Raw genomic sequence first — 19,485 nt, forward strand, 5'->3', positions numbered from 1 at the left:
TTATGAAAAATAAGCAAATAGCGGAGGGGTTTGTCCACACCTTTTCAGTCCCTTTTAATACAATGATATAGAAGATCTCCTCCCTAAGGATCTTTGGTCTGCATAGTCGCCGCTAATCTGCCAGCCGGATTAGCGGCATTTTCTTTGTCTTATTATGCAAATAATGGCGAAAGAAGGAGAATTTTCTGTGAATATTCGTCCAATAGGAAAAAAATGACTGACTTACCAGCTGTGTTCATGTTAAATTATAAGTAGAATATCCTATCCTATCTGGAAATGAGGAAAAGGCATGAAATTATCTGTGGCAAAAAAACTGTTTCTCGGGTTTTTGTCTGTTCTTTTATTATTTGGCCTTGTCGCCGGTTTATCAAATTATGAACTTGGTAATGTTAACAGAAATTATCAAAGTTTAATAGATGATAATGTCTCTGAAGTGATGCTTGTAAAAACTCTGAAGGCAGAGCTTATGAATGAAGCAGGGGGGATCCGCGGCTATCTCCTGACAGGCGACTCTACATATCTGAGTGACTATGAAAGTTCCCGCAAGAGGATGGAGCATCATATCAATAAACTGAATGAATTAGCCGGCAATAAGAAGGAGAAGGAATTGGCGAAAGAGCTGGAAATGCTCCATAATCGCTACCAGAGCATTATTGACAAAGAAATTAAGTTTAAGCTTGAGGAAAATAATGCTTATATGTCATTAGTTGAAACCTCCGATAAACAGGTCAGCCAGGATTTTAACAAAAAAGCGGATGAACTTGTAAAATTTTACGAATCCCAATTAGAAGCCGGAATAAATGAAACTGTCTCGGGCGTTAAATCTTCTCAGACGATTACATTAATTATTACAATTACAGCTGTTTTTGCTGCTATGCTGATTGCTTATTTTATAAGCAGAATGATATCCAGGCCGATTAATCTGGCTGCAGCAGCGATAGACAAGGTGGCAGGAGGAGATTTAAGTCAGACCACCATTAAAGTAAAAAACCGGGATGAAATAGGAGCGTTTATTTTATCATTAAATAAGATGGTCCAGGACTTGAGGTCTGTAGTCAGCCAGGTAAGAAGCACATCAGAACAAGTTGCATCAAGCAGTGAGCAGCTGGCGGCAAGTGCAGAAGAAAGTTCTTTGGCTTCTGAACAGGTAGCGGCTATTTCGCAGAAAAATGCTCTGGGGACTGAACAGCAGCTTCATCGTTTTAGAGAGGTATCTTCTTCAATGGAGGAGATTTCTTCCGGAATGCAGCAGATTTCTTTAAGCAGCGAGCTGATGCTTGAAGCGGCGGAAAAGGCTGATACTTTAACTAAACAAGGCACTAACTCAGTCGATAATGCTGTAAGGCAAATGAATGAAATAAATACTTCGGTAGGCAGCGCTGCTCAGCATATTTATACGCTCGAATCCCGATCACAAGAAATCAGCAATATCGTGGAATTAATCACGAATATCGCAGAACAGACAAATTTGCTTGCCCTCAATGCAGCCATTGAAGCTGCAAGGGCAGGTGAGCATGGCAGAGGCTTTTCGGTTGTCGCTGACGAGGTTCGTAAATTGGCAGAGGGTTCCAAGCAATCTGCCATTCAAATACAGCATATGATAGGGCTTGTTCAGGAAGAAACAAAGCAGGCCGTTCTGGCAATGGAAAAAGGAAATGAACAGGTAAGGGAGGGCCTCGAAGATACAATGGAAGCAAGTGCAGCTTTTGCTGAGATCGCTCATTCAATGGGTGATGTAACGTACAAAGTTGAAGAAGTCACATCCTCAATGGAAGAACTGACTGCCTTAACCACTCAGATAATTGATGTCATGTCAAATGTTCAGGACATTTCAGAAAAAAATGCCGCAGCTTCACAGGAAACTTCAGCTGCAACTGAAGAGCAGCTCGCCACCATGGAAGAAGTATCTTCATCAGCAGGGTCTCTTGCAAAACTTTCTGAAGAATTGCAGGAACTTGTTTCGAGATTTAAATTATAAGCTTATTTCGCTGTCCATCATACAGACTGGGCTGGAGAGTAAGAAATCAGAGTCAGATTCGAACATAAGAGGTTGCCTAGGACTAAAAAAGCACACACAAAACAATGAAACAAAATTTTTCTCTCCATCGTCTAACTGAGAACTGACAGAAACTATTAAAGTATCTGAAAAATTAAGTTGCATTTTAATGGTTTTGAAGATATGCTCAATCTAGGAGATGTACGGAAGGAGAATTGAAATTCTAAATGTGGCATAACTTGTAATCATTTAAATTTACTAAACGTCTGCCTGCTATTTTGAGGAGTGGTTGGTCTAAAAAATGATTTGTAACAAGGAATGCTTGCTGTGGGAGTTTCAAACCATAAATTCGCAGATACCTTGTTGTGTATCTGCATTTTTATTGGAATCCAATTCCCATGCCAGTCCCGGCAGGCCCAAATGACTTCCGTCCAGGAACTTGGCCAATGCCCGGCGAATTGGCTTATGCTTCTACCAAAGCTGCCATAAGGGCATTTTCCAGGTCGCTTTCAATAGAATTTGCTCATTTAAAGTTAAAACGAAAGCAAGTGACATTTACTTAACAAATTATAGCTATTTATATCATTTTCGATACAAAATACCCAAAAGGGTTAATTGATCTCTTCCAATGTGTATAAATAGAAGTTATAGAGGGGAGAGAACAATGTTAAATTTATTAAATGACCCTGATTTTGTGCAAAAGTGTGAAACTGCTTCCCCGCTTGATATGGTTAAGTATTCAACAGGCGGCAATATTAGAGGGTTGGAAAAAATCGCTTTGGGCACGCTCGCAAACAGAAAACAGCTGCCGCAAAATGTGGTTAATGTTCTGATCGTTTATTTTTTCAGCACGTTTGCCAATAAAGTATATGACCGAAATGATCTTGCCAGGCTTTATGATTACTGGGCATCGAATCATGTATACAGTTTTGGAAAAGCACAGGAAATGACTGCCGAAGATATAGAAAAAGTCCTGGCCGGCTTAAAATAATAGGATTATATAAAAAGTTCATCCCAATCATGGATGAACTTTTTTGATATAACCTATTTATTTTTATTGCCGTAAGCACCTTCTATAGTCTGCTTAATCATTTGATGTCCAAGCACCGCAACTCCTGCAGCCACGATTCCGTTAAGGAGCCCTTCAAATGAAAAGCCAAATGCAAGACTGCCTGCAGAAACCGATATCATTACAAGAATCCATACGATAGACCAATCTGGAACTTTGGGTGTCTGTTTCAATGCATACCCAATTACCCACAAAGCCGGGACCAGCATGTAATAATTCTGATTTAACAAATCCAGTAAGTTCAATCCATTCACCCCCCTGCTTAATGTTTTTATATAGTTTATGAAACCCATTTATAAGTTGTTTGTCTGCTTGTCTATAAAATAGAAGAAATTTAATTACCAAGCTTTGGAACTATTAAGCTTAGAGAAGACGGAATAGTTTGATAAAATGCCATGAAAGACGCGCAGAATAGTTGACATTCATTCCTATAAGTGCTAAATTTGAATCAGCCGTTATGCATCGTGTTATATTTTGCTAGCTGCTTTTTCAACCGTTAGGAAATGGTCTGGATGAGTAATGAACGTAAAGTAATAAGCGTGTATATGGTGAATTTACACATGGCTTTTTCTAGCCAATAGGAGGATTTTTTTCATGAAAAACGGTAAAGTAAAATGGTTCAATGCTGAAAAAGGTTTCGGATTCATCGAAGGTGAAGACGGAAACGACGTATTTGTACATTACTCTGCTATCCAATCTGAAGGTTTCAAATCTTTAGAAGAAGGCCAAGAAGTTTCTTTCGAAGTTGTTGAAGGTGCACGCGGACCTCAAGCAGCTAACGTAACTAAACTATAATCGACACACCCATACAAAAACAGCCTGGCCATTTGGTCAGGCTGTTTATTTTTTACAGAAATAACTTATTGGAAAATTTCATAATTCAACCATCAATACAGTATAAAAAAAACTTGAAGTTTAGCGAGTTTCCTGTATAATGTTCAAACGTGAGTTATTTTAGAATAATTTAATACTATTCACTTATCAAGAGAGACGGAGGGGCTGGCCCGAAGATGTCTCGGCAGCGGGCTCTGTAGAGCGCTGTGCCAAATCCAGCAAGCATAGATGCTTGGCAGATAAGAAGAGAACGATTGATAGATCAAGATCTCTTCTTGCTTGAAGAGGTCTTTTTATTTTGCTTGGAAAATCCATTAATAAAGGAGAATTCAATGAAAAACAGGGGCAATCCATGGGCTTTATTGCCGCTAGCCGCTTTCCTGCTTATATTTATTGGCAGCGGCATAGCAACAGGCGATTTTAACAGCATACCAATCATTGTCATTGTATCCGCAGCAGCTGGAATTGCTCTGGCAATGAACAGAAAAAAGCCATTCATGGAAAAAGTAGAGATATTCACAAAAGGTGCCGGACATCCTGATATTATATTAATGTCCATCATTTTTATCCTGGCAGGGGCTTTTTCTGGTACGGCTAAAGGAATGGGTGCAGTTGATTCGACTGTGAACCTTGCACTCTCTTTTATCCCGCAGAATCTCCTCATGGTCGGAATTTTTATCATTGCATGCTTTATTTCATTATCGATGGGAACATCAATGGGGACAGTTGTCGCTCTCGCTCCAATTGGTGTGGCCCTTTCAGCAGAAACAGATATTTCAGTAGCCCTGGCCATGGCAGCAATAATAGGCGGTGCCATGTTTGGAGATAATCTTTCTGTCATTTCTGATACGACGATTGCAGCGGTCAGAACTCAGGGAACGAGAATGACCGATAAATTCCGGGTGAATTTTTTAATCGTACTGCCTGCTGCTGTTCTTACCGCTGTAATTCTTGGGATTTTAACAGCAGGTCAGGAAAGTGTGGTGACCAGCGGAGATTACAGCTTTTTAAAAGTAGTCCCTTATCTTGGCGTATTGGCTGCAGCATTGTTTGGCATGAATGTAATTCTTGTGCTTAGCGGGGGTATCCTTCTTTCAGGCCTGATTGGAATGGCTGACGGCAGATATACGTTTGTTTCATTCCTGCAAATGATTGCTGAGGGAATGGCTGGCATGCAGACCCTTGCCATCATTGCCATCCTCATTGGCGGATTGGTGGAGATCATCAGGGTTAATGGAGGAATAGATTACTTGCTTCACGTGGCTACAAGCAAAATCAAATCCCGCAGGGGTGCTGAATTTGGTATTGCGTCACTAGTCTCTCTGACAAATCTATCTACAGCCAATAATACTATTGCCATTATTATTGCAGGGCCTCTTGCCAAAAAAATTGCAGATCAATATGAGATTGACCCGCGTAAATCAGCAAGTATACTTGATATATTTGCCTGCTTTGTACAAGGGACTATCCCGTATGGAGCACAGATGCTCGCTGCTTCCGGGCTCGCTGCCATTTCGCCGGTAAGCATCATGGCATATTCCATTTATCCATTATTAATTGGCATATGCGGTATTATTGCCATTTTGATCAACTTTCCTAAGCTGAAAAAGCAATAAATGAAAGAGCCTGCTGGGCTCTTTTTTCTTTGAACTATGCTGTGTTTCAGAAAAATTGATGATATAATTAGAACGAATGTTCTGTAAAATATTGCTGAGACTCTGCCGTTTTTTGATTTGGTATAATGGTAATATTGCAGAAAGAATCTGTGGCAAGGAAAAGAGGGTGTAAGATATGAAATTTATCCATACAGCTGATTGGCATTTGGGCAAGCTGGTCCATGGTGTATATATGACCGAAGATCAGCGTCATTTTTTGAATCAATTTATTGATGTGGTAGAGGAAGAAAAGCCGGATGCAGTCGTCATTGCAGGAGACTTATATGACCGGTCCGTACCTCCGACTGATGCTGTAGAATTGCTGAATGAAATTCTTTTTAAAATAAATGTTGAGCTTAATACACCTGTGGTTGCCATAGGAGGAAACCATGACAGTGCAGAAAGGCTGTCATTTGGAAGCTCCTGGTATAAACAAAGCAAGTTCTACTTGTCTGGAAAACTATCAAATGATTTTAAGCCTATACATATTAATGGTGTGAACTTTTATCCGGTTCCTTATGCTGAACCTGGAATGGTCAGGCATTTGCTTGATGATGACCGTGTACACTCACATGACGATGCAATGAAGGCAATTGTGAGCAGAATTGAAAAGCACCTGAATCCTAATGAGCCGAACGTTCTTGTCGGACATGCTTTTGTCCTGGGCGGTTCTACCAGTGATTCGGAGAGGACCCTTTCAGTAGGCGGATCAGGCTGTGTCCATTCAAGCTGCTTTGATCCTTTCTCTTATACAGCACTGGGGCATTTGCATAGTCCTGATGCCATAAAGCATGAAAAAATTCGGTATTCCGGCTCCCTCTTAAAATATTCTTTTTCAGAAGCCAAACAGGAAAAATCGATTTCTATTATAGAAATGAATGAAAATGGCGAATTTGATTTGCGTCTCCGTTCACTTAAGCCCCATAAAGATTTGAGAGAAATCGAAGGGCATTTAGATGAATTGATGGACCCGGCCTTCTATGAAAAACAGAATCTTGATGACTATCTGAAAATCACCCTTTTTGACGAAGGCGCATTGCTTGATCCAATTAATAAGCTGAGACAGGTCTATCCGAATGTTCTTCACCTGGAAAGAAGGATAGCCATTACAGATATGAAGAAAAAAAGCTCCTTCCTATCGATGAAGGAAGAGAAAAAGTCGGAGCTTGATCTGTTTAAACAATTCTATGAACAAATGACCACTTCTGAATTTACAGAGGATAAACAGCAGGTAATGACTGATGTGATCGAAAAAGTGCTTAGGGAGGAGGCCATGAAATGAAGCCATTAAAATTAACGATGCAGGCGTTCGGCCCCTATGCAGACAGTGAAAGCATTGATTTTACCGAACTTGGAAATCGGACCATGTTTGTGATCTCCGGAAAGACGGGTTCAGGCAAAACCACTATTTTTGACGGCATCAGCTATGCCATTTATGGAAAAGCAAGCGGAGAGGATCGGAATGGTCCTGAGCTTCGGAGCCAGTTTGCCAAAAATAATACACTAACTGAGGTTTCCCTCGAATTTATTTTAAGAAATAAACGGTATCATATTATAAGATCTCCTCAGCAGGAAAAGAAAAAAGAGCGGGGCGATGGAACAACAACAGTGAGTGCAAAAGCAGAACTGTATATATATGATGAAAATGGAGAGCAAAAGCTCCTGGCTTCAAATGTCAGGGATGTTGATGAAAAGATAAAAGAAATTATGATCATTGACAGCAATCAGTTCAGGCAAATTCTGATGATTCCCCAGGGAGAGTTCCGAAAGCTCCTGACTTCTGAAAGCAAGGATAAGGAAATCATTCTGCAGCGGTTATTTCATACTCAAATATACAAGCGCATCGAAGAAAAACTTAAAGAAGATGCAACTGAATTAAAAAGAACGGTAGAAGAACAGATTAAATTGAGAGATCAGTATTTTAATCATGTGCAGGCTGTTTACAGCGGGGAGCTGAAATCATACCTCGAAGCAGGAAGTGTCAATGACACACTGCTCATGCCGCTTCTTACAGAGGAAATTAAGGAGATGGCAGAAGGTCTTGCTGAGCTGACAGAAGCTGGCAGGAAAAAGAAGGAAAAGAGAGATCATCTTCAGCAAAAGCTCTATGAAGCTGAAATGGTGCTTAAACAGCTGAAGACGAAAGAAGAGCTTAAGCAACGGAAAGAAGAGCTTGAAGAACTGAAAGACCAATATACTGTCAAAGAGAATGCCATTGCTCTCGCCCAGAAAGCAGCCCTGCTTAGTCAACAGGAGCAGCTCTGCCATGAACTGAAGAAGGATCTGGATGCGGCACATGCCGATATTGAGGAACTTCAGAAAAAAATAGGCACTCTTGAATCTCTGCTAAAAGAAAAGCTGGAAAAATGGGAGTCTGAAAAGAACAGGGAGGAAGAAAGAAAACAAGCTGCCGAACAGGTTAATCACCTGCAAAGTATGAAAGAAGATATTCTCTCGTATGCAAAAGTGGAAAAGCTTGTCCGTTCTCTTGAAAAAAATCTTGAAAACCTCAGGCTTCAAAAAAAACAGAAAGATGAAGCCCTCCTAAACACTGATCTGCAAATAAAAACACTTGCTGCAGAAAAACAGGACATTGAAAAGAGCAGGCTCGCACAGTTTGAGAATGAACGAAACCTGGAGAAACTATCAGACGAAATAGAACGGCTTCATAGATATGAAGAGCTTCATAAAGAGCATCTCTCATCACAGAATGCTTTCAGCAAGAAAAAAAGTTATTTCGAGCAGACTTCGTCCAGGCTCACTGACGCCAAAATGCTTGTAGTTGAACTGGAGGGCAAATGGCTTCATGGGCAGGCATCAATCTTGGCTGAAAGGCTTCAAAACGGAGAGGCATGTCCAGTCTGCGGCTCAGACCACCATCCAAATCCAGCTGTCTCTCCTCAAGATATTCCTGATGAAAAAGATCTGAAGGAAGCAAAAAAACAGGCTGCTGAAATGGAAGCAGAGAAAGCGAAAGCAGAGTCTGCATTTTATGAAGCTCGGTCACAACTGAATTCCAGTGAAAGTGGATTAGCGGAATTAACAGCCCAAATACAGAAGTACCGTCCTGATTTTAAACCTGAAAGTCTGCTTGTGCTGAAAAATACACTTGCCGATCAAAAAAAGGATTTGCTGACACTTGATGCAGAGCTGAAGAAGAAATCTTTAAGGCTGGAAAACTGTACTGCAGAGTTAGAAAATTCACAGGAGATGAAAGAATCTCTGGCTGCAGAAATTGACCTTCTGCAAAGCCAAATAAATGACGCTGCCGTTATGCATGCGGAAAAGAGAAGCAACTTAGCGAGGATGACGGACACAATTCCTGAAAACCTGCGGTCTGTTCAAGCTTACGAATCAAGTTTTAAAAGAGCGGCTGAAAAACTTGAAATTATGCAAAGGCAGCTGGAAACTGCCCAGCAGATTTATCAAGATGCAAAGTCGGTTCATATGGCAGAGCAGGCAAAGCTCGAGACACTTCAAAAGCAGGCTGTTAAAATCGAGCAAAAGCTTGCAGCAGAAAGGAGGAATTTTGTACAGCGGATGAAGGACCAGGGTTTTGAAGTCTACGGAGAATACCGGGATGCCAAAAAATCAGTAGAACAAATCAGTCAGCTTGAAGGTGAACTTCGGGAATATCGGGAAGAAGTCCGTTCTATTAATGACAGATACGCTGAACTGGCGGGACTCTTAGAAGGGATTGAAAAACCTGACCTGGAAAGCTTGCAGCTATTATTGCAGGAAACGGATGATCAATTGAAACAGCTGCAGGAACAATATACAAATCTGTTTATGAAGAAAAAGCAAAATGAAGAGACATTGCAAAAAGTCAAAGAAATAAATGAAAATATGAAGACCCTTGAGGAAAGGTATAAAGTAATCGGACACTTATATGAAATTTCCAAAGGGCAGAACACTTACCGTATTACTTTTGAACGTTTTGTCCTGGCGGCATTTTTAGATGATATACTGAGGGAAGCCAACGGACGCTTATCGAAGATGACCAGCGGGAGATATATGCTGCTTCGAAAAACAGACCGCTCAAAGGGCAACGCACAAAGCGGCCTGGAATTGCTTGTGTTTGATCAATACACTGGGCAGGAAAGGCATGTTAAAACTTTATCCGGCGGGGAAAGCTTTAAAGCCGCGCTTGCACTTGCTCTTGGTCTGGCAGATGTGGTGCAGCAATACGCAGGAGGCGTGTCTCTTGAGACGATGTTCATTGATGAAGGATTTGGGACACTCGATCCCGAATCATTGGATCAGGCAATAGAAGCTTTGATCGAAATTCAGAGCAGCGGAAGGCTTGTAGGCATCATCTCTCATGTTCCTGAGCTGAAGGAAAGGATAGATGTGCGTCTGGAAGTTACTGCAAGCCAGACAGGAAGCCGTACACAGTTTCAATTTTTAAATTAGGATTCAGAAGAAAAAGGATAGACCTCCTATCCTTTTTCCCATACTATTAAAGTTGGTGATGACTGTTGAGGAAGAAAGTCGTTTTATCATGGAGCGGCGGCAAAGACAGCTGTCTGGCTCTGGATGTGCTGGTAAAACAGGGGTACGAGGTTGCATGTCTTCTGACAACGGTTCCGCAGGAAATTGGCAGAACCTTTGGGCATGGGGAAAAAAAGGAATTAATCCAGCTTCAGGCTAAAAGTTTATCCATACCTGCAGAGTTTATTTATTGTACCTTTGAAGATTACTCTGAACGTTTTGTGAGTGATTTAAGAAAAATAAAAGATACCTATGGGATTACAGGCATTGCATATGGGGATCTTTACTTGGATGGACACCGTGAATGGGGAGAAAAAACAGCGGCTGAAGCAGGATTGGATGCGGTATATCCTCTATGGATGGAGGAGAAAGATAGTTTTAAGGCTTTAAGTGCCTTTGTGGTTTCAGGCTATAAAGCCAAAGTCATACGTGTCAGGGAAGATGTGTTGGACGACTCGTGGCTCGGCAAAGAACTTGATCATGAATTTGTAAGCAGAATCGAAGCTGAACCTGTTTGTCCAATGGGTGAATCAGGTGAATATCATACATTTGTGTATGACGGTCCTCTATTTTCTAAGAGGATTCAGCTGGACTCTCCTGAAGTGATTCAGCTTGAGACAACAAAGAAATTGGAATTTGGCGAGTTTAGGCTCGCTGAAAATTAATAATAAACGTCAATGACGGGAATGTGCAGGTAACGAAATGATTGAAATTAAAACATCAGCAGTAAGCGATGGCGAACATAATAGAGGAGTCTTTGCTACTCGCGATATTAAGAAGGGTGAACTGATTCATGAGGCTCCGGTGCTTCCGTATCCAAATAATGAACATCAGCATATTGAAAAAACAGCTCTGGCAGATTATGCATTTGAATACGGGAAAAATCACAGTGCCCTTTTATTAGGCTATGGAATGCTTTTCAACCATTCCTACCAGCCAAATGCAGTATATGATATTAACTTTGACAACCATACATTTGATTTTTTCGCCTATAAAGATATTAAAGCAGGTGAAGAGGTTTTGATTAACTATAATGGGGAAGCAGAAAATGATGACCCCCTATGGTTTAATAAATAAAATAAATGGAGACTGAATCCTCCTTGCACGGAGAGCAGTCTTCCCCACAGAAGGGAGAGGGTAGTTTGTCAGGAGTATTTTCTCATGATTATAATGCTTTCCCTTTTTTGGTTTTTTCCGCATCTCATATTGCCATGATTGTGTTATTTGCAGCAGCAGCCGCACTTTTATTTATTTTCAGAAAAGGACTTTTCCGGCTTGATCAGAAATTCAGGCTGTATTTGTTTATGCTTCTTTTTACTTTGGAACTGCTTTACCATCTTTGGCTTTATCTTGGCGGCTATTGGGAAATCTCTTTTACTCTGCCGCTGCAGCTCTGCTCCATAAGCTTAGTTCTTTGCTTGATATTATTAGCAACGAAATCCAGTGCCGTCTTCCAGTTAGTCTATTATTTAGGAGTTACTGGCGCTTTAATGGCTATCCTGACTCCAGAATTGTTTTTAGGCTTTCCCCATTTTCGTTATTTCCAATTTTTTATTACTCATAATCTGATCATTTGGACAAGTCTTTATTTTGTGTTCGTGCATCAATACAGGCCAACAGGAAAAGGTATGCTTCATTCCTTTATCTTTTTGAATATCTGCGCTGGTGCGGCATTTTTCGCTAACAAACTGACAGGAGGAAACTATATGTTCCTGTCCCATAAGCCGGAAAATGCTTCATTATTAGATTACTTCGGTCCGTATCCTTACTATATACTGACACTGGAGATAGCGGCAGTATTCCTGTTTTTATTGCTATTGCTTCCATTTAAAATGATTGGCAAAAATAAAGCTGGAAAGGCGGAATCTGCATGAAACCTGTAAAAATAGGGATTGATGCCGGAGGTTCTTTGCTGAAGATGGCATTTGAAGAACAAGGACAAATCCATTATAAGAGCTATCGGATTGATGAGCTAGACAGTTCTATGAATTGGCTTAAGATGACTGCTGCTGATGCCGAAGTTGCCTTGACAGGTGGGAAGGCCGAATACCTTAAAAAAGAGTTTTTTCAAAATGCCCTGCTCTTTCCTGAATTTGAGTCTTCCGGTATAGGTGCATCCTATTTGCTGAAGCAAGATGGATTATCCAATGAGAATTTCATCTTAAGTATTATAGGCACAGGGACATCGATTTGCCTGAACAGAGACGGGAAAATCTTAAGGGTTTCCGGAAGCGGCATCGGCGGGGGCACATTGATGGGACTTGGACGGTTACTGACTGGTGAAAAGGATTTCTCCAGTCTCGTTTCGCTGGCTGGCAGCGGGAAAGCAGAGAATACAGATATAATGGTCAAAGATATTTATTCACCATTCGATCCGCCAATAGATGGAAGCCTGACTGCCAGCAATTTTGGGAAGATGAAGGATGGTCAAATAAGCAAGGAGGACAAAGCTGCCAGTTTAACTAACATGATCGCGGAAACAATTGTACTTCTAAGCACTCAGGCAGCAGTTCATCATCAAATTGACGATATAATTTATATAGGAAGCACGCTTCGGAACAATACCCCTTTAAAGCACCTTATAAAGAAGTATACCGTCATGGTTGGCAAAGACCCTGTCTTTATTGAAGAAGGAGCTTATTGTGGAGCATTAGGTGCGATGCTGTCATTATAAAACCAGAAGAATGAAAGATTCTATTTTTCAGGATAAAGTTGAAAAAGAACGCAATAGAAGCAGGTGGCAGATTGATGAAGAGATACTTTACAATCGGTATGGCTGGCCATATTGATCATGGAAAAACGACATTGACGAAAGCATTAACCAATGTGGATACAGATAGACTTAAAGAAGAAAAAGAAAGGCAGATATCTATAGAACTGGGATTTGCCCCTTTACATGAAGATGATGAAATTCAAATATCAGTAGTGGATGTACCAGGCCATGAACGCTTTATCAGACAGATGATTGCCGGAGTTGCCGGGATAGACTTAGTCATCCTGGCTGTCGCAGCTGATGAAGGAGTAATGCCGCAAACAAGAGAGCACCTGGAAATTCTCGATTTTCTGGGGATAAGAAATGGCATTGTCGCCATAACAAAAATTGATCGTGTCGATGAAGAGTTTGCCGATCTTGTAAAAGAAGAAATTCTTGAGGAGCTTAAAGGAACTGTTTTTGAAGATGTTCCATTTATTTTAACAGACAGCCTTTCAGGAAAAGGAATTGAAGAGTTAAAGCAGCTGATAATCCATACCTTGAAAGATCAGGATACACGGGATGCAAAAGGCGCTTTCCGTCTGCCTATTGATCAGGTATTCACAGTGAAAGGGCAGGGAACCGTAGTCAGAGGTACTGTTTATGAAGGGAAAATCGAAGAAGGGCAGCTGCTGAAAATCATGCCAAATGGCATCGAGACCAGGGCACGACAGCTGCAGGTGCATCATCAGTCTGCAAAAGCGGCATTTGCAGGACAAAGGGCAGCGATCAACCTTTCGGGTGTTTCGAAGGAGGATATAGAGCGGGGCGAAGTCCTCGTATCGTCTGAGCATTTCAGCGTCACTAAAACCATTGATGTAGCTGTAAGAATGGTAGGGGATTTAGAGCATATCGTCAAACAGAGAATGCCGATTAAATGCCATATTGGTACGGCAGAAGTCATGGGTAAAATCGTCTTTTTTGACCGTAATGAATTATTAAATGCAGAAGGAGAAATTCTCTGTCAGCTGCGTTTAGAAGAGGAAGTGGTCGCCAAAAGGGGAGACCGGTTCATTTTAAGACGGCCAAGTCCCCAGGAGACCATCGGCGGGGGCTGGGTTATCGACCCCAATGGAGAAAAGTACCGGTTCGGCCAAAAAACCATTGAGGATCTAAGCAGGAAAAAAGAAGGGACACCGAAAGATCGCATAAAAGCGGCGCTGTCAGAAGAGAAAGTCCTTTCTCTTTCAGAGATTACAGCAAAGACTTCACTTGATGAATTGACGGTTCAAAAAATTCTTAATGAAGAAGATTTCCTCGGCATCACCAGCAAGGAATTCACTTTAGCAGCCATCCATGAGGCAATAGAGGAAGAAATAGCTGACCGCCTCAATGAGTTCCATCTGGAAAATCCAATGAAGCAAGGGGCCAATAAAGCAGAACTGCTGCAGGCAATGCAAAATAAATACCCAAAAATGCTGGTTGAATTTGTTTTAAATTCAGGAATTGAAAAAAAGGCATTCCAACGAAAAGGACAGTTTTTACAGAATAAAGGTTTTCATCCTCATGTACCGAAAAGCTGGCAAAAACGCACGGATAATCTTCTTGCTGAATTAAAAAAAGATGGCTATAAAGTAAAGCCGTTTGATGAATATTATGCTTCTGCCGGGATCCCTGAGAATCTTAAAGGGGATTTAAAACGATATTTAGAAGACCAGGAAATCCTCGTACCGCTGGATGCACAAAACTATTGGCACGGTGATCATTTCAGAGCAGCAGTAGAAGAACTGAAAAAGAGCACAGCTGCTGAATTTGAAGTGGGCCATGCAAAGGAAGTATTGGGTCTTTCCAGAAAGTATATGATTCCTTTTCTTGAAAAACTTGATTCTTTGGGAATGACACGGAGAACAGAAAATAAGAGAATATGGGTGTAATTCATAAAAAGAGCACACGGATAATATATCCTGTGCTCTTTTACTGTGACAATATCTATAGAAATTATCTAAATGTTAGGTAATGGCCGACTCAGTTTACTGGTAATCCCATACATTAGTAGGGACTTAACTATATTGAGGTGAAAGATATGAAAGGAAGGAGAAAAAAAGGGGAAATTGTCTGCCGGATACAGCGGCCCCCAAATGGCTGTCCAGGTTTATTCCCTCCGAGTTTATGTACAAATCCCTCCATAATACTTGATAATCCAGGACATATAAGCTGTGAAGCCGCGATTACAGGACGAGTCATTTGTGATTTGGTGCCGGTCTCAGGTGTGACTGTGCAGCTAACCAGCTCTTTTGCCGGCGTTATTTTCGAGGATGACACCCTTGTAACAGATGAAAGAGGAAGATTTACAACAACCGCCACCGTAGCAAGAAATACTCCAATACAGCAAGGTGTAATAATATCCGCTTCAGCAACTGTTAATGGAATTGAAATATCAGATTCAATAACCACCAGTGCCGGCTGTATTGCATGCAGAAATCCTCGGATAACACTTATTACTCCTCAGGAGGTTGTTGGCTGTTCCGGCGGGCAATTAACAGGAGTGGTTACGTGCGATAATGTACCTGTTCCGAATGCGTCGGTTTCTTTTATTGTATCAGATCCGAGAAGCATTATTCTCGATGAAAATCCTACAACAACAAATGCCAATGGTGTGTACTCGGTTGATTTTGCACCGGTTTTTGGAATAACCGAAACGGTTACCATACGCGCAAGGGCTACGGTTGGAGGAACGACAGTCGAAACAGATTCTCAATCGGTGGAACTGAATTGCCATACCTGTGTCAATCCTGCTATTGATCTCTTTAATCCTGGCCAAATCAGCTGTTCCGGGCTAATAAGAGGGCGCGTGTAATGGTTTACCTGTTCCCAACACGATTGTTAATTTAAGAGGATCTTCTATACTTCAGTTCGCTGATGATAATCCCAGAACCGATGTGGATGGCATCTTTGAAACTTCTGTAACCATTCGGGTAGGTACAGAGATACAGGATGTAGAGATTAATGCATCAGCAATTGTGAATGGAAGATTTGTTGAGGATACAGAGTTTACGAGGGCAGGGTGTGTGGAATGCAGAAATCCTTTATTGACGATAATCACACCTGCTGATACTGTCACTTGTAATGGAGCACCTATTACTGGAAGAGTCACTTGTGATGGAGAAGGCATTGAGAATGTGACTGTATTCTTTAGGGTGGAATCGTCTGCAGGTCCTGTAACCGTTCTTCCGGATGTTACAGATGCTTTAGGATTCTATTCTACACGAATAACGCCTGGCTTCGGAGCAGTTGGCAATGTGACTGTTACAGCCTTTACTACGGTTGAAGGAATCCCTATTGAATCTCCTGCCCGTATTGTATCCGTTGATTGTCCAGGCTGCCGGATAGAGCTAAATAACCCGGGGCCGATCAGCTGTGAAGCATTAATCACAGGCAGGGTTCTCTGCGGACAAAACGAGCCGCAGCCTGGCATTACAGTTACTTTATCTACACCCGCAGGCAGTCCTTTAATTTTTGCTGATCTGAATCCTGTAACAGATGCAAACGGAGTTTTCTCAAGCATAGTAAGAGTGCGTTTTCCGACTCCGCAGACAGAAGGATTGGAATACACAGCTACAGCTGAGGTTAATGGAGATATTATATCAAACACCAATAGGCTCAGAGCAGGATGTATCGAGTGTGAGAATCCTCTCTTAACGTTGAATATCCCGGGAGGTGTAATAGGATGTGACGGCGCACTGCTCACAGGCCGCTTAACCTGTGAAGGAGATGGTCTTCCTAACTTTGCGGTATTTATTGATATTATCTCTGGAGCTCAGGATGTTTTCTTTATTGAGAATCCTGCGATTACCGGCCCGGATGGAAGTTTCAGTTCCCGTATCCTTCCGTCAGAAGGAGCGACAGGCACAAGAACAATCAGAGCGAGAGCTGAAGTAGTCGGCCAGGAATTCCATTCGGAAACACGAATCATTAATGTGAATTGTCCTCCTTCAGAGTGTCCTTGTAAATTTAATCTCAATACTCAAGGCGGTGCCCAGCCAGGTGCAAGGATTCGGGTTACCCGTTTCGGTGTACCGACCGATTTAGTTGGACAAATGAATATTAATGTGGCTCAATGCGGAGCAAGCCAGAATGATCGCTGTAATCCAGCAAACGATAATTTTAACTTCATCTTTAACGCCAGCAACGGGGATGTATATAACTTCACCCAGGGAAGAAGACGTTTCATTTCATGTGGAGATAATTTCAGAAGAGCAACCGTGGTAGGCACCATCCGAGGAAGATTAAACAATGGTCCGTTCAGAGACTTTGAAGTTACCATAACGGTGACACTTGATCCGGTCAGTAAAGTGGCTGAGTGGCAAATTCTTGCAACAGACGGAACAGCGACCCGGTTTGAAACCATCGTGCCGTGGCGTGCGCAGTCATCTCCGCAATCTTTTATAGCAGACTGTGAGTAAATAAGGTGTTTAGAAGGTCAGCCTGGGAGCTGGCCTTTTAATTTGTGAAGAAATAATTTAATTTAGAATTTTCGATATTAATGTGAAGAATATCCTGATTATTGTCATGAAATAGAAATGATAACCTGATAAATTAGGATAATATATCTATTAATTGCTCATATAAGGAAAATATATGAATTTATTATAAATATACCCAGAAACACCATTATTTTTAGATAGGATTTTACTAGAATTATTACTAATATTAGGATGTCAAAGAAATTTAAGGAGTGTACAACTTGAAGAAACAACTACTTACAATGGCTGCGACAGCTGGTTTTTTGATTACACCGTTCAATGGAGAAGCAAGTGCTCATGAAAATAAATATATCGTTCAGTCTGGTGACACATTATGGGGAATCTCACGCTCTAACAATCTTTCAATTGAAGAGTTAAAGACTTGGAATAGCCTTTCAGGTTCGTTAATATATAAAGGACAAGCCCTGAATCTGCTGGCACCGCACAGCCATAACGGTTCAACAAGCGGGCCGCAAAGCGCTGCAGTCAGCTACACAGTGAAATCTGGCGATACTTTATGGGGAATTGCAAAAGATCACGGCCTTTCTGTCAGTACACTTAAGAGTCTGAATGGAATCAGCAGTGACATAATACATCCAGGGCAAAAGCTGCAAGTTAAAGGTTCTGCTCAATCCGCTGCACCTTCTGCTCCTGCAGGCACTGGAACTTACACCATCCAAAGAGGAGACACTCTTTCCGGAATTGCATCTCGCCATAACTTATCGGTTTCACAATTAAAGGCAATGAACAGCCTATCTACAGATTTAATTTATGCCGGCCAGACATTGAAGGTATCTGGTGCTGCTGCAAGCAAGCCGGAAGAATCACAGGTAGCATCCCAATCAACTTCAAAGGTGAATGAGCTGGTTGAAGAAGCAAAGAAATATATTGGCTCACCTTACGAATGGGCAGGAAGCACACCTGCAGGATTCGACTGCAGCGGCTACCTGAACTATGTATATGGTAAAGTAGGAATCTCTATTCCACGGACTGTAGCATCCATTTGGAGTGCGACAAAACATGTTGCATCACCAAGAGTCGGGGATTTGGTATTCTTTGAAACTTACAAATCCGGCCCATCCCATGCCGGAATTTATCTTGGCAATTACAAGTTCATTCATGCCGGTTCTTCACGCGGTGTTGAGATCAGCGACATGAACAATTCCTATTGGAAGCCTCGTTATTTAGGGGCAAAAACAACTTTTTAATCAGTAAAAAGTACTCAGCACCACAGGGGCGCTGAGTACTTTTTTAATTAATCTCTTCGGTCATTGAATGTCTTTGACAGAGCTTCCTTTGCATCTCCCCATTTTTCCTGTGCCTGTCCCTTTACTTTATCCATGTTTCCTTCAGCTTCTTTGGATTCATTATTGGTCAGTTTGCCGTATTGCTTTTTTAATTCGCCTTTTAATTGATCTGCATTTCCATTTGTCTGGTCTCTGTTCATAAGTAACTCCTCCTAAATGCTGTTTGGTTTTTATATACCCTTGTCCTCATTTTTGAAACTAAAATTTAGACTGCGTTATTAAAGAAAACACGCCTTCATGCTGGAGGCGTGTCTTCTTATTACTCATTGCTGATTTTATTTTCAATCGATACAACTTTCATTTCCAATTTTTTTAAGATTTCCAATGCCTTCTCCAGCTCGGCGTCTTTTTTTCCGAATTCTGTAATAAAATGATCTAGCGTTTTTTTATCTTCATTTCTTTCAGTTTCATTTGGGTAAATTACATTTCCTTCATTATATGCTTTAATTTCTTTTCTTAATTCCTCCATTGCAGATTCAGCAGAGTTTTTATATCTTGCTGCGGTTAATAACTCTTCCTGAAGAATTTTTTCCTGTAAACCCTGCAAATTGTCAAAGGTGCCAGTCTTATTTAAAGTTTGAGAAACCTCTTTTATTTGTGGTCTATCATTTAATTGGATTAATTGTTCATTTTCCTTATACAACTCCTCTAATTTACAGTGCATTTCCCAAAACGTAACTTCCAGATCATAAACGCGGTTAAATAAGCTGTTGATTAAATCCTTATCTTCATTAATGACTAAAACGTCACCTTTATTTTTCTTACTGGTGGTCCTGTAAAGAGAGTCCTGCATAATATGCATATATGATTTTTGTTTTATGTTTTCTTCGGTCAATATAGCCAATTTCTTTCTTAAAGTATCATTTTTTCTGATTAGCTCCAGATTTTGATCATGCATTTCATTAATTCTCTCTGACT

General features: G+C 41.1%; 17 protein-coding genes, 2 pseudogenes and 1 riboswitch. Of the genes and pseudogenes, 16 read left to right on the forward strand and 3 right to left on the reverse strand.

Annotated features, from left to right (window positions below; genetic code table 11):
* Nucleotides 1–289 precede the first annotated feature (289 nt).
* From CHI10_RS22920 to CHI10_RS01830, 4 genes and pseudogenes are all read left to right on the forward strand, one after another.
* A pseudogene (locus CHI10_RS22920) lies at nucleotides 290–1,036 on the forward strand (CHASE3 domain-containing protein); the annotation flags it as partial.
* Nucleotides 1,031–1,978: a methyl-accepting chemotaxis protein gene (locus CHI10_RS22925; RefSeq protein ID WP_483294943.1), complete on the forward strand. Its 948-nt coding sequence runs from the start codon at nucleotides 1,031–1,033 to the stop codon at nucleotides 1,976–1,978. The pseudogene CHI10_RS22920 and the gene CHI10_RS22925, both read left to right, overlap by 6 nt.
* A gap of 461 nt (nucleotides 1,979–2,439) precedes the next feature.
* Nucleotides 2,440–2,526 (forward strand): annotated as a pseudogene (locus CHI10_RS22570) (SDR family oxidoreductase); the annotation flags it as partial.
* Nucleotides 2,527–2,660: 134 nt separating this feature from the next.
* The gene (locus CHI10_RS01830; RefSeq protein ID WP_095242576.1) at nucleotides 2,661–2,987 is read left to right on the forward strand and encodes a hypothetical protein; all 327 of its coding nucleotides are present in this window, start codon (nucleotides 2,661–2,663) and stop codon (nucleotides 2,985–2,987) included.
* A gap of 53 nt (nucleotides 2,988–3,040) precedes the next feature.
* Here CHI10_RS01830 and CHI10_RS01835 read toward each other — a convergent pair whose 3' ends face one another.
* Nucleotides 3,041–3,310 (reverse strand): phage holin family protein, encoded by a 270-nt coding sequence (locus CHI10_RS01835; protein ID WP_095242577.1) that lies wholly within the window; start codon nucleotides 3,308–3,310, stop codon nucleotides 3,041–3,043.
* A gap of 349 nt (nucleotides 3,311–3,659) precedes the next feature.
* Between CHI10_RS01835 and CHI10_RS01840 the strand changes: the two genes are divergently transcribed.
* The 12 genes from CHI10_RS01840 to CHI10_RS01895 all read left to right on the forward strand — a co-directional run bounded on the left by CHI10_RS01840 (nucleotide 3,660) and on the right by CHI10_RS01895 (nucleotide 18,468).
* Nucleotides 3,660–3,860, forward strand: a complete 201-nt coding sequence (locus CHI10_RS01840) for a cold-shock protein (protein ID WP_009334826.1) — start codon at nucleotides 3,660–3,662, stop codon at nucleotides 3,858–3,860.
* A gap of 180 nt (nucleotides 3,861–4,040) precedes the next feature.
* A riboswitch (SAM riboswitch) is annotated at nucleotides 4,041–4,145 on the forward strand.
* Between the two features lie 86 nt (nucleotides 4,146–4,231).
* Nucleotides 4,232–5,515: a Na+/H+ antiporter NhaC family protein gene (locus CHI10_RS01845; protein ID WP_095242578.1), complete on the forward strand. Its 1,284-nt coding sequence runs from the start codon at nucleotides 4,232–4,234 to the stop codon at nucleotides 5,513–5,515.
* 175 nt (nucleotides 5,516–5,690) lie between these two features.
* Nucleotides 5,691–6,836 (forward strand): exonuclease SbcCD subunit D, encoded by a 1,146-nt coding sequence (locus CHI10_RS01850; RefSeq protein WP_095242579.1) that lies wholly within the window; start codon nucleotides 5,691–5,693, stop codon nucleotides 6,834–6,836.
* A complete protein-coding gene (locus CHI10_RS01855; protein ID WP_095242580.1) occupies nucleotides 6,833–9,967 on the forward strand; it encodes an AAA family ATPase in 3,135 nt (1,044 codons plus the stop codon). The genes CHI10_RS01850 and CHI10_RS01855 overlap by 4 nt, the downstream gene beginning before the upstream one ends.
* Nucleotides 9,968–10,032: 65 nt before the next feature.
* Nucleotides 10,033–10,710, forward strand: coding sequence for a Dph6-related ATP pyrophosphatase (locus CHI10_RS01860; RefSeq protein WP_095242581.1), 678 nt, complete (start codon nucleotides 10,033–10,035; stop codon nucleotides 10,708–10,710).
* A 37-nt stretch (nucleotides 10,711–10,747) separates the two neighbouring features.
* Nucleotides 10,748–11,122 carry an SET domain-containing protein gene (locus tag CHI10_RS01865; protein ID WP_035330469.1) on the forward strand — a complete coding sequence of 125 codons (375 nt, stop codon included), beginning with the start codon at nucleotides 10,748–10,750 and terminating at the stop codon, nucleotides 11,120–11,122.
* A gap of 65 nt (nucleotides 11,123–11,187) precedes the next feature.
* Nucleotides 11,188–11,919, forward strand: coding sequence for a YwaF family protein (locus tag CHI10_RS01870; RefSeq protein WP_142301757.1), 732 nt, complete (start codon nucleotides 11,188–11,190; stop codon nucleotides 11,917–11,919).
* The gene (gene coaW / locus CHI10_RS01875; protein WP_095242582.1) at nucleotides 11,916–12,719 is read left to right on the forward strand and encodes a type II pantothenate kinase; all 804 of its coding nucleotides are present in this window, start codon (nucleotides 11,916–11,918) and stop codon (nucleotides 12,717–12,719) included. The genes CHI10_RS01870 and coaW overlap by 4 nt, the downstream gene beginning before the upstream one ends.
* Nucleotides 12,720–12,793: 74 nt before the next feature.
* A complete protein-coding gene (gene selB / locus CHI10_RS01880; RefSeq protein WP_095242583.1) occupies nucleotides 12,794–14,671 on the forward strand; it encodes a selenocysteine-specific translation elongation factor in 1,878 nt (625 codons plus the stop codon).
* A gap of 149 nt (nucleotides 14,672–14,820) precedes the next feature.
* Nucleotides 14,821–15,594, forward strand: a complete 774-nt coding sequence (locus CHI10_RS01885) for a hypothetical protein (RefSeq protein WP_095242584.1) — start codon at nucleotides 14,821–14,823, stop codon at nucleotides 15,592–15,594.
* Nucleotides 15,595–15,676: 82 nt separating this feature from the next.
* On the forward strand, nucleotides 15,677–17,200 hold the full coding sequence (locus CHI10_RS01890) for an Ig-like domain-containing protein (protein ID WP_095242585.1): 1,524 nt from the start codon (nucleotides 15,677–15,679) through the stop codon (nucleotides 17,198–17,200).
* 281 nt (nucleotides 17,201–17,481) lie between these two features.
* Nucleotides 17,482–18,468 (forward strand): C40 family peptidase, encoded by a 987-nt coding sequence (locus tag CHI10_RS01895; protein WP_095242586.1) that lies wholly within the window; start codon nucleotides 17,482–17,484, stop codon nucleotides 18,466–18,468.
* Nucleotides 18,469–18,515: 47 nt separating this feature from the next.
* On the opposite strand, the gene CHI10_RS01900 is transcribed toward CHI10_RS01895, so the two are convergent.
* Both CHI10_RS01900 and CHI10_RS01905 read right to left on the reverse strand, forming a co-directional pair.
* Nucleotides 18,516–18,707, reverse strand: coding sequence for a CsbD family protein (locus CHI10_RS01900; protein ID WP_035330463.1), 192 nt, complete (start codon nucleotides 18,705–18,707; stop codon nucleotides 18,516–18,518).
* A 119-nt stretch (nucleotides 18,708–18,826) separates the two neighbouring features.
* Nucleotides 18,827–19,465, reverse strand: coding sequence for a hypothetical protein (locus CHI10_RS01905; protein WP_142301758.1), 639 nt, complete (start codon nucleotides 19,463–19,465; stop codon nucleotides 18,827–18,829).
* Nucleotides 19,466–19,485: the final 20 nt, after the last annotated feature.

The sequence above is a fragment of the Bacillus sp. 7894-2 genome (genome assembly GCF_002272225.1).
In the GTDB taxonomy this organism is placed as follows: domain Bacteria; phylum Bacillota; class Bacilli; order Bacillales; family Cytobacillaceae; genus Cytobacillus.

Bases quoted from the DNA above. Each gene is read 5' to 3' on its own strand.
- CHI10_RS22925 (WP_483294943.1), top strand. From the start codon at position 1,031: ATGGTCCAGGACTTGAGGTCTGTAGTCAGCCAGGTAAGAAGCACATCA.
- CHI10_RS01830 (WP_095242576.1), top strand. From the start codon at position 2,661: ATGTTAAATTTATTAAATGACCCTGATTTTGTGCAAAAGTGTGAAACT.
- CHI10_RS01840 (WP_009334826.1), top strand. From the start codon at position 3,660: ATGAAAAACGGTAAAGTAAAATGGTTCAATGCTGAAAAAGGTTTCGGA.
- CHI10_RS01845 (WP_095242578.1), top strand. From the start codon at position 4,232: ATGAAAAACAGGGGCAATCCATGGGCTTTATTGCCGCTAGCCGCTTTC.
- CHI10_RS01850 (WP_095242579.1), top strand. From the start codon at position 5,691: ATGAAATTTATCCATACAGCTGATTGGCATTTGGGCAAGCTGGTCCAT.
- CHI10_RS01855 (WP_095242580.1), top strand. From the start codon at position 6,833: ATGAAGCCATTAAAATTAACGATGCAGGCGTTCGGCCCCTATGCAGAC.
- CHI10_RS01865 (WP_035330469.1), top strand. From the start codon at position 10,748: ATGATTGAAATTAAAACATCAGCAGTAAGCGATGGCGAACATAATAGA.
- coaW (WP_095242582.1), top strand. From the start codon at position 11,916: ATGAAACCTGTAAAAATAGGGATTGATGCCGGAGGTTCTTTGCTGAAG.
- selB (WP_095242583.1), top strand. From the start codon at position 12,794: ATGAAGAGATACTTTACAATCGGTATGGCTGGCCATATTGATCATGGA.
- CHI10_RS01885 (WP_095242584.1), top strand. From the start codon at position 14,821: ATGAAAGGAAGGAGAAAAAAAGGGGAAATTGTCTGCCGGATACAGCGG.
- CHI10_RS01900 (WP_035330463.1), bottom strand. From the start codon at position 18,707: ATGAACAGAGACCAGACAAATGGAAATGCAGATCAATTAAAAGGCGAA.
- CHI10_RS01905 (WP_142301758.1), bottom strand. From the start codon at position 19,465: ATGCATGATCAAAATCTGGAGCTAATCAGAAAAAATGATACTTTAAGA.